A 10,125-nucleotide genomic window follows, 5' to 3' on the forward strand; every position below is an offset into this window, starting at 1 on the left:
ATGCATCTGTTTTGCATATTCTGTTTGAGAAATTATTTTTGGATTAAATCCTTGAACGAGCGTTAACTTTGAATCCTTCGTAAATTTTGTCATACAAAAAACTGCACCTCCAATTGTTAGACTATGTCTAACAATTGGGGTGCAGTTCATAATAGGGCAGCTTTTTTAATTATATAAATAGGCAATTTTAATGGATTTCTGACGGCGAMAAATGGTTTGATTAAATTTCAGAAACCCCAAAAATATTAAACCAGCAGGGAATGATTATTCACTCCCTGCTGGTTTTTTGCATTTAAAGGAGCCTTTGTGACAGTGTATTTTAAGTTATAGAAAAAGGATATAACGAGTAAGGAGAGAAGGTGTAAATAAGGAGATGAATAAGATGATTAACAATACAATTCCAAGCTTTTTAAAGCTTTTGGAAAGCAATGATATAGGATTACATGACTTGAACAAATATTATGATATGCACCCAGAGGCATTCGAAGAGTATTTTAAGTTTCACTGTCCTAAGACAGAAGAACGTCTCTCTAGTGCGATTGAAAAGTATCCTGCAAAACTAGAAGACATTTGTATTATTTCAGAAATTTTACCATCAATTATTCAAGAAGTTAGTAAGGACTATCRCATTCAATTTGGTAGTAATATAGATGTAACTTTTCATATATTTGTAGGTGGATTTGGTTCTAATGCATTTGTGGAAAGGGAGATTATTGGGGATATATTTTTTGCGGCTGAGAAATTATCTCCTGTAAGGGAGCACCTCCGTGTTATCGTTGCTCATGAAATCGGACATATATATCATAATGTAGCATTACAAGAGAATGGAATGATGCCCCGGTAAGTTTATATCGTGAAGGGGTCGCGACCTATTTATCACAACTAATAGTTAAAGGTTTAAGTGAGTCCGTTTACTATTCATATAGTAGTAATGGTGATTCATCGTTACAATATTATAAAGAAATTGAAGAGAACATTAAAAAACGTTTTTTACAGGATTATGTTGAAGGATGGACAGTTGAAAAAGAGAGAGAATGGTTCCATCTATCAGGAGGGACTTATTTCGGATACAACCGACTCGGTTATTTTTTAGGAACATCGTATATGGAGTATATTGTGAATACTTTCGGGGAAAGCGAAGCACTTACTTTTTGGACCAAAAATAATTTGAGGAGTAGTGTTATGGAATGGTTACAAAAGTGAATATATTGAAGAGGGAGGTTGAAAATGATGAAAGTATATATGAAAGTACTTATATTTTTCCTAACTTTAACGTGTGTAGCGGCTTTAACCGCATGTACTAASGCTGAGGAAAAGAAGCAAACTAATTCAACATCAGAAAATAGTACGGAAAAAAAGAGCGATACGTCAGAAAAGAGTAAAAAGAATGAAGAGACTGCTCCCCAAAAAGAGAAAGAACCTGTGGAAAAGCCAAAAGGTCAAGAATCGGTAAAACCTTCAACGGAGTCTAATACGAAAAATACAGTGCTTAATCAAAAATCAATTAACCATGTAAAAGATTTATTTGAGTAAGCGAAAGAAGGTAAAGTACCTAACGTGCCATATGCAGCGCATACAGGAGATATAGAAGAAATAGAGAAGGCGTGGGGGAAAGCTGATAAGACGGAGCAAGCAGGAAACGGGATGTATGCAACTTTTACAAGTAAAAATGTAGCATTTGGCTTTAATAAAGGATCACAAGTCTTTGACGTACGCTCTTACCATTCAGAGCTCAAATCGATTACGTTACAAGAAATCGAAAAGGCTTTAGGAAAACCAGTGTCTGTTAAAGAAAATGGTAATGATAAAATTTATGTTTATAAAGTAAATGACCAGTTTGAATTGAAATTCGTAATTCCAAAATCGACTGGTAAAGTACATCATATTTCTGTGTTCTCACCGGAGGATAGTATTAATAAAATGGCAGGTTAAATGAAGAGCTGTTCCTATAGGGACAGCTCTTTTGTTTTGTTTCTTTCTAACGATTGAACAAAAAAAGCTTGAATGATACCACCGATTATTAATAAGAAGGCACAAATATAAAATAGAGTACTACCGCTTAATTTACTTAATAACAATGCACCTACAAAAGGCCCACAAGTTCTTGAAATATCCCAATGTATACCGTATATAGAAAAATATAATCCGCGTCTATGACTTGGAGCGATTTGTGAAACGAATCGTAGTAAGTGATTCAAAGCTATACTTTGCCCAATTACTAAAAAGAGCAATGTGAAGAATAATGACCATATTGTCGTGGAATAACCGTAGCCAATCGCAGCTAACGTATAGCAAGTATAGGAAATAACAATGATTTTAGGCATAGAAAACTGTTCAGACCATTTCACAAGGGRAATTTGGAGAAKCACTTCCATGACWGCTTTACAAGTTGAGATAAACACGAGTACAAATAGAAAATTTGGAAATACACTTTCGGCGAATATACGATAATTTGATTCGGTTTGGGCGTAGAAAAAACTAATCGGTAGCGTAGAAACCATAAGTCCAAACACAGCGTAATGCTTTGAAATAAATTGTTTTGGCGAATATACTTCTTTAGTTTTATTAACGTTTTTCATGAGTGGAGCTGTTTCAGGAAGCTGCGTCCAAACGAGAATAGCATATAGCGTAAGGGCTACACCTTGCAAAATAAATAAATACTCAGGGTGACTAGTATAGAAAAAGGCGCCGATTAATGGGCCAATTACAGAGCCGATTGCTCCCGTAGTATGCAGAACAGCAAATATTTCTGCCTGTTGTTCTTCCTTCGTTAAGTCAGCGATTTGTGCTCGCTGTGCCGGAATATATAAAGAGCGTCCAATACCATTCACTACATACAATAAGGCGAAAAAGGCGACCGATTCAGCAAAAACGAATCCGCTTACGGCAAAAGCTTGTAAAAGTAATCCGAGTATCATTATTTTCTTTCGGCCGTATTTATCTGTTACACCCCCAGCAATTAATGTAAACACAATATCAGCGAGAGGCTGTAATCCGAAAAGAAGCATTGTAACGATGACATTACCATTTAACGCTTTATTAACGTGAACAATAAAAATGATAGCTAACATCGCTTCAGTCGTTCGGACTAACAATTCACCGAACAATCGAATGAGAATAGGCTTATTATAACGTTTTAAAAGATACTTCATTTTTATTTCCTCCTTTCTATATTGAAATGATAAGATGGAAGCCGGAAATGAAAAAGGGTAGAATGAAAGAGGAAGATTTTTCATCTTTTAGGGGGCGTTTTATGATTATTTTGGAGCAATATATGCACCTGTGGCTCCAGTATGGAAAAGGGAGATCAGAGGGAGAACAATTAGAAATAACAATACAAAATATATCTGAAACTTTATTTTGTACAGAGCGAAATAGTAAATTAATCATAAAAAAATTAGAAGAATTTAATTGGATTATGTGGTTTCCAGGCCGAGGGAGAGGAAATCGTTCAAAGTTGTTATTTCAAAAACATCCACTTTCTTTAATTTTAGAAAGAGGAAAAGAAATAACGAAACAAGGGGACGTAAAAAGTGGAAGTGCATTTATTGAAAGATATAGCTCGTATTTTCCATCACTTCAAACGCAATTTCAAACGTGGATTGATTCGATATTCGGTTATCAAGTCGAAAGGACATCTAAAGGGAGAAGAGATGTGCTACGTTTGCAAGTCCAAATGAATCTAGATATTGCATTAGATCCTGTATACGCTACGATGCGTTCGGAATGTCATATGGTAAAACATGTATACGACACGTTAGTGTATATAGACGGAAATACAAACAGTGTAGAGCCAAGACTTGCGTTTTATTGGGAATATGATGACCAGAAATATATATGGACCTTCTACTTACGAAAAGGTGTTCAGTTTCATAACAGGAAAGAATTTACTGCTTATGACGTTGTACATACATTTAAACGATTCTTGAAAGCGAAAAATAATCCGCATGCGTGGATGTTACAGCACGTTGAAAGTTTACATATTCTTGATGACTACATTGTGCAGATTCGTTTATCTACAGATAATAAGTTGTTTTTGCATGCTTTAAGTACAGAACAGTGTTCTATTGTAAATGAAGATGAAGATGGAAGGTTAATCGGTACTGGACCGTTTCGATTATGTGAAAAGAATGAGGATGTATTCGTATTAGAAGCAAATGATTTATATTTTCGCGAGCGACCATTTCTCGATCGAATTGAATTATGGAATGTAGAGCACAGCGTAAATACGTGCGATATTTTAGCGAAAGCACACTATAACAATATAGAAAAGCATCATAAAGAACTGACTAGACTTGAGTCGAATGTAACATACATTACATTAAATACCGCAAAAGAAGGACCTATGCAAAACACGATGTTTCGGAAAGCTCTATATAAAATCATTCATAGCAATGCGCTTATCGAGGAATTGCAAGGAGCGCGCGGAGAAATAGCAGAAGAATTGGTTCTAACAAAGGGTGGCACTATACATATAAATGAGGACATATATACGCTTATTAAAGAGAGCTCTTACCGTAATGAAACACTGCGACTATATACATTTACAGAACAAGATCATGTTGAAGACTCATATTGGATACAAAAAGAGTGTGCGAAGTATGGCGTCACTATTGAAGTCGTTTTTCTTGAAACAAAAGAGTTATTGCAAACAAGTACGATACAAAAGGCTGATATAATACATGATAGTGCGACAATTAGTGAGCGTATTGAAGAGAGTTTACTATATATGTTTCTTACAAAAAACAGCTTTATTCATCAACATAGCAATATAAAATTTAACGAAGTATTGCAGTCTTATTTTATAGAGAATCAATTAGAGAAACGGATGACACTGTTACACGATATTGAAGACACATTGTTACGTCAAATTCATATCATTCCTTTATATCGTAACAAACAGCAAGTAAGTTCACACGAAAAAGTGCAAAATATAATGATTAATCCACAAGGTTGGATTGATTTTTATGATATATGGTTTAAGGCTTGATATATAAAGGTTCTTATGCATTTTAGTAAGATGTGTAAGAACCTTTTTTGTATGGAAATGAAGTTTGTTTTGCACATTGTTACGCTACATGTTATAAAAGTYCATTTACAGCGTAACAGTGTTATGTTACATTGTTATTAGGAAGGAGTGATATACAGTTGATTACAGATTTAATTTCAAAAAAAGATTTATTAGAGTTAACTGGTATTTCATACGGACAGTTATATAGGTGGAAGAGAAAAAATTTAATACCGGAAGATTGGTTTGTACGGAAGTCAACGTTCACAGGTCAGGAAACATTTTTTCCAAAAGAAAAGATATTAGAGCGTATTGATAAAATTCAAACGATGAAAGAGGATCTATCGCTTGATGAATTGGCAAATATGTTTTCACCAAGCGTAACAGAGATTCTTTTAGCAAAGGAAGATCTCATTCGTAAAGAAATTACATCAGAACCTGTTTTACAATTTTTCATGGAGCAAACGAACAAAATGGCAGATTTTCAATTTGCAGATATTCTTTATGTATACGTGTTAGAAGAACTTCTTCAATCAGGGGACGTTAGCTTAGAAGAAGGGAAAATGGTTTTACAAGTTTTACGTGAAAATTATGAAGCGATTAAACATAAAAATTGTGACTTAGTTATTATTCGGAAGTTAGGGATTTCTACAAGCTTCTTAGTATCAAGCGTTGAGGATTTAATTTTTGAAAAGGGAACAAAGATTGTTTTACGTGTAGCAATTATGAAATATACCGAAGCATTAAAAACTAAACTGTTGTAGTGGAGGAGAAATAATGCGTACAGAAAATTTAATTATAAACGGATATGGTTCATCAAACGGTGGAGAGTTTCATAAAGTGCAACTAAATGGAAAAGGAACTGTTAATGGAAACGTTGAGTGCGACCAATTTGAATGTAATGGTTACGGAATTGTTACTGGTGATTTGAAAAGTGGCGATGCGAGAATTAGCGGATCAGGTAAAGTTGAGGGTACAGTTAGTGCAGAGATGATGCGAATCGATGGGAAAGGGACAATTACACAAGATGTAAAGGCGACCACTTTAAAAATTGCAGGAAAAGGGACGATAGGTGGTAATGTAACTGGTGAAGAATTTAAAATCAATGGTCAAGCGACGATTGATGGTAATTGTGAAGTTGATATTTTTTCTTCAGAAGGGCAATTTACAGTTGGTGGATTATTAAGCGCAGATGAAATTAATATAAATATTCATGGTACATGTAGAGCGAAGGAAATTGGTGGCCAAACCATTAAAGTAAAACATAGATTGAGTGCTTTTAGTAGACTATTTAAAACAGTATTTGGCTTACAGTTAGAAGCTGAACTGCTAGAAGGTGACAATATCGATATTGATTATGCTCACATTAAAACAGTAAGGGGAAACAATGTTACTGTAGGGCCGAACTGTGAGATTGAACTAATTGAATATACTGGGGTTCTTACTGTTGATAAAAGCGCAAATGTAAAAGAAATTAAGCAAGTTTAAGTTTAAAAGGGAGAGAGGAATCGGTATGGAAAATCAACATAGTCTTACTGTAAATGGATCAGGTAGCTCAGCAGGTGGAGATTATAACAAAGTAAAGATACGCGGCGAAGGAACAATCTCTAATCATATGAGTTGTAATGATTTTAAAACGTATGGTACGAGTGAAGTACGTGGCAATATGAAAGCGAAAAATTATGTCGTGTATGGAGATAGTGAAGTACAGGGGAATATGGAGGCGGAATATGTAAAAGTATATGGCAATGCCCAAGTACAAGGCGACGGACAAATTAATAAAACAAAAGTTAGAGGTATGATAGAATTTAAAGGGAAGCTATCCGGTGATTTCGTAGATGTGAAAGGCGCTTTAAATGTAAAGGGAGATATAGAAGTAGAGGAATTATTACTAACTGGTGGTCTTGAAAGTGATGGTTTGCTTAATGCTGAAAATATTGAAATCTCACTTCGTTATGAAGGAAGTAAAGTGAGAGAAATCGGTGGGAAAAAGATTACAGTACGTAAAAAATCGAGATTTATTCCTTTTACAAGTCATGCAGGAAGCCTTCAAACATCAATTATTGAAGGGGATGATATTTATTTAGAACATACAATAGCAGACGTAGTAAGAGGAAATCATGTTATAATTGGCCCTGGCTGTGAAATTAGTGTAGTAGAATATCACACTAGTTTTAATCAGAAAGGTAATGCAGTCGTAAAAGAACATAAACAAATATAAGTAGTATGAGGGAGAGCAAGGTTATGGTTGAGAAGAATAATAAGCTCGGTTTTGTTGTGGCGGGCTTATTGCTAGGGATTTTAATGGCATCAATGGATAATACCATTGTCGTAACAGCGATGGGAACAATCGTTGGTGATTTAGGAGGCCTTGAAAACTTTGTATGGGTCGTTTCTGCCTATATGGTCGCAGAAATGGCAGGTATGCCGATTTTCGGTAAACTATCAGATATGTATGGTAGAAAGAGATTCTTTATTTTCGGTTTAATCGTCTTTATGATTGGTTCGGCACTTTGTGGAACTGCTGAAAATATTACACAGTTAGGTATTTATCGTGCCATTCAAGGTATTGGCGGCGGGGCACTAGTGCCAATCGCATTTACTATCGTTTTTGATATTTTCCCTCCAGAAAAGCGCGGGAAAATGGGTGGTTTATTCGGAGCAGTATTTGGTATTAGGCGGACAAAAGTATGATTGGGATTCTAGCTTTATTTTAAGTTTATTTGCTGGGTTCGCTATTTTAGTAATTGCTTTTATTGTTATTGAACGAAAAGTAGAAGAACCAATCATTTCATTTGAGATGTTTAAACAACGTCTATTCGGAATGAGTACAATTATTGCCTTATGTTACGGGGCGGCATTTATGTCAGCAACTGTGTACATTCCGTTATTTATTCAAGGTGTATACGGTGGTACGGCAACAAACGCAGGATTATTGTTATTACCAATGATGTTAGGATCAGTAGTTACAGCGCAGTTAGGTGGATTTTTAACATCGAAACTTAGCTACCGAAACATTATGATTATTTCTGCTGTAATTATGCTAATCGGATTATTCTTATTAAGTACATTAACGCCAGAAACAAGTCGTATATTATTAACAATTTATATGGTTATTATCGGTTTTGGAGTTGGTTTCTCATTCTCTGTACTAAGTATGGCTGCTATTCATAACTTCGGTATGGAGCAACGCGGTTCTGCGACTTCAACGAGTAACTTTATTCGTTCATTAGGTATGACACTTGGTATTACAATCTTCGGAATGATTCAAAGAACTGGTTTCCAGGATCAATTAGAAGAATCGTTTAAAGGTATGAGCGGGGGAATGAATACAAACGCTTTAGGAGATTCAAGAGCTATTCTATCAGAATCGGCAAGATCTCAAATTCCGCCGCAAATATTAGATAAAATTATTGATGCTCTTTCTAGTTCAATCGTTCAGACATTTATGTGGGCGTTAGTCCCCGCAAGTTTAGCGTTCGTATTCGTTTTCTTTATGGGAAATGAGCGCATGGTATATAAAAAAGAACAAAACAAGGTGAAAAGTGAAACATCAAAAGCGTAAAGAAAAAGCTCCTTTCAATTTTGAAAGGAGCTTTTTCTTATGTACGGAGTCGAATTAGCCTTCGATAATTTCGTATTCTTCGTCTGCTAATAATAAAATGTGTGTTTTCTTACCTTTGTTTTGAACTTCGATTACATCATATGTACCTAAGTCTCTTAGCTTGCTTTGAGAAGCGTTAACCATAACTTCCATAGAATCAATTAAGATATCTTCTTCAACGTATGATTCAGGTAATGCCATATCTTCAGTATCTAATACACATGTATATAGATTTTGTAAGTTCTCAGCAGTTGGGTTTTGTTCCTCAACATCAATGATGTTTTTTACTGCTTCCATATTTTCTTCTTTTACTTGATATACTTTAATTTTAGTCATTGTTTTAATCTCCTTTATTACGTAATCTTAGAGGCTGCACCTCATTATAACGCTTTTTCATTGAAAGATGAAATTGTTATATGTATTTATAGTAAAAATTATGTGTTATTACTTATTATTGGTGTAATTTCCATATTGATGTTAGGCGTAACTAATTATATCCTTACGYTAAAATTATATTGTCCAAGCTTTTCATATATCCCGCTCATATTATGTGTATTAGATAAAAACATAAAGGGAAGGGATTGAATGTAAGTGGATTGCGAACCGAAACGAAATTTTCAATGTTGTCAAAATAGTATATGTGAATTTTTACAAAGTCTAGAACCTTTTACTAAGGTTGAGAGTATCGTAATAGCCGGAAAGGAAATTTTTGTATCCTATTTTCTTGCATTTAACAAGATGAAAGGTATCGTGTCATTTGTACAAGAGGACAAYGATGTTATTTTTGTAGATTGTTCAAAGATTGATGCGATTCGAATAGGAAAAGTGTGTAGTCGAACTGTTTAAAAATAGAGAGTGGAACTGGTAATGCTGAAATAGAAGAGATGAAAAAGATGGTAACGAATGACAATAATACGTACAAGTCAATTGTTAAATTGACTAAAGTATATAAAAATGGAGGAACAGAATTATTTGTTTATAAGAATGAGTTATAACATATATATTTAAATGAACCCTTAAACCAATGTTGAGGGTTTTTACATAATAAAAGATTATAGATTGCGAATTATTATTAAGTATATTATCTGTAACCTTTATACTGGGCAGTCATTTACTAATTATTAGATGTTATAATAATTTTATATTTATGAATAATTTATAATTATATGGAGTTTAGTAGACGTTTGCTTATACGTAGAATAAAAGGACTTATGAAAAAAAAGTAGAAGTACATTGATTCTAACGAAAGCAGGAATGTAAATGATATATGAAGCGAATATACATACAAGAGAAAAATTAGTATCTATGTTTAAGGATTTTAATAATGTTGTTTTACTGTCTTATATACAAGGACATATGGGAGAGGCTTGGGTAAACGATCTTGAAAATCCAACAGTAGCGCAAGTTACGGTAGGGATTTTCACATTTTACACTGGGGATTCGAATGCGAAAGAAACAGAAGAATTATTACGTAATATTCCTGATAGAATGTTAGTAATCGTAAATGGTGATG

7 protein-coding genes and 4 pseudogenes are annotated in these 10,125 nt (G+C 34.3%); 9 read left to right on the forward strand and 2 right to left on the reverse strand.

The annotated features are described in order from the left end of the window. The first annotated feature begins 382 nt into the window (after nt 1-382). Nucleotides 383-1,203 (forward strand): annotated as a pseudogene (locus tag AC1DJR_RS12050) (aminopeptidase). Between the two features lie 24 nt (nt 1,204-1,227). After that, nucleotides 1,228-1,932, forward strand: a pseudogene (locus AC1DJR_RS12055) (YjgB family protein). A gap of 14 nt (nt 1,933-1,946) precedes the next feature. Here AC1DJR_RS12055 and AC1DJR_RS12060 read toward each other — a convergent pair. Continuing rightward, a complete protein-coding gene (locus AC1DJR_RS12060; protein WP_477002697.1) occupies nt 1,947-3,152 on the reverse strand; it encodes an MDR family MFS transporter in 1,206 nt (401 codons plus the stop codon). Between the two features lie 62 nt (nt 3,153-3,214). Here AC1DJR_RS12060 and AC1DJR_RS12065 point away from each other — a divergent pair, with 62 nt between their 5' ends. The 5 genes and pseudogenes from AC1DJR_RS12065 to AC1DJR_RS12085 all read left to right on the forward strand — a co-directional run bounded on the left by AC1DJR_RS12065 (nt 3,215) and on the right by AC1DJR_RS12085 (nt 8,573). Continuing rightward, the gene (locus AC1DJR_RS12065) at nt 3,215-4,990 is read left to right on the forward strand and encodes an SgrR family transcriptional regulator (RefSeq protein ID WP_429688399.1); all 1,776 of its coding nucleotides are present in this window, start codon (nt 3,215-3,217) and stop codon (nt 4,988-4,990) included. Between the two features lie 158 nt (nt 4,991-5,148). Continuing rightward, the gene (locus tag AC1DJR_RS12070; RefSeq protein ID WP_429688355.1) at nt 5,149-5,772 is read left to right on the forward strand and encodes a YhbD family protein; all 624 of its coding nucleotides are present in this window, start codon (nt 5,149-5,151) and stop codon (nt 5,770-5,772) included. A 13-nt stretch (nt 5,773-5,785) separates the two neighbouring features. Next, nucleotides 5,786-6,496 carry a bactofilin family protein gene (locus AC1DJR_RS12075; protein WP_242309453.1) on the forward strand — a complete coding sequence of 237 codons (711 nt, stop codon included), beginning with the start codon at nt 5,786-5,788 and terminating at the stop codon, nt 6,494-6,496. A 25-nt stretch (nt 6,497-6,521) separates the two neighbouring features. Then, entirely contained in the window at nt 6,522-7,229 is a 708-nt protein-coding gene (locus AC1DJR_RS12080) for a polymer-forming cytoskeletal protein (protein WP_219302706.1), read from the forward strand. 23 nt (nt 7,230-7,252) lie between these two features. Continuing rightward, nucleotides 7,253-8,573, forward strand: a pseudogene (locus AC1DJR_RS12085) (MDR family MFS transporter). Between the two features lie 54 nt (nt 8,574-8,627). On the opposite strand, the gene AC1DJR_RS12090 reads toward AC1DJR_RS12085, so the two are convergent. Beyond that, entirely contained in the window at nt 8,628-8,948 is a 321-nt protein-coding gene (locus tag AC1DJR_RS12090) for a hypothetical protein (RefSeq protein WP_002110396.1), read from the reverse strand. Nucleotides 8,949-9,203: 255 nt separating this feature from the next. Here AC1DJR_RS12090 and AC1DJR_RS12095 point away from each other — a divergent pair. Together AC1DJR_RS12095 and AC1DJR_RS12100 are read left to right on the forward strand one after the other, a co-directional pair. Then, nucleotides 9,204-9,607, forward strand: a pseudogene (locus AC1DJR_RS12095) (hypothetical protein). 265 nt (nt 9,608-9,872) lie between these two features. Beyond that, nucleotides 9,873-10,125: GNAT family N-acetyltransferase (locus tag AC1DJR_RS12100; RefSeq protein ID WP_477002698.1), on the forward strand; the 253-nt coding region annotated here is incomplete at its 3' end.

The organism is Bacillus sp. 05T31, assembly GCF_056396725.1.

Excerpts from the sequence above, each read along its gene's own strand:
- AC1DJR_RS12090 (WP_002110396.1), bottom strand. The coding sequence starts at position 8,948 with ATGACTAAAATTAAAGTATATCAAGTAAAAGAAGAAAATATGGAAGCA.
- AC1DJR_RS12075 (WP_242309453.1), top strand. The coding sequence starts at position 5,786 with ATGCGTACAGAAAATTTAATTATAAACGGATATGGTTCATCAAACGGT.
- AC1DJR_RS12065 (WP_429688399.1), top strand. The coding sequence starts at position 3,215 with ATGAAAGAGGAAGATTTTTCATCTTTTAGGGGGCGTTTTATGATTATT.
- AC1DJR_RS12080 (WP_219302706.1), top strand. The coding sequence starts at position 6,522 with ATGGAAAATCAACATAGTCTTACTGTAAATGGATCAGGTAGCTCAGCA.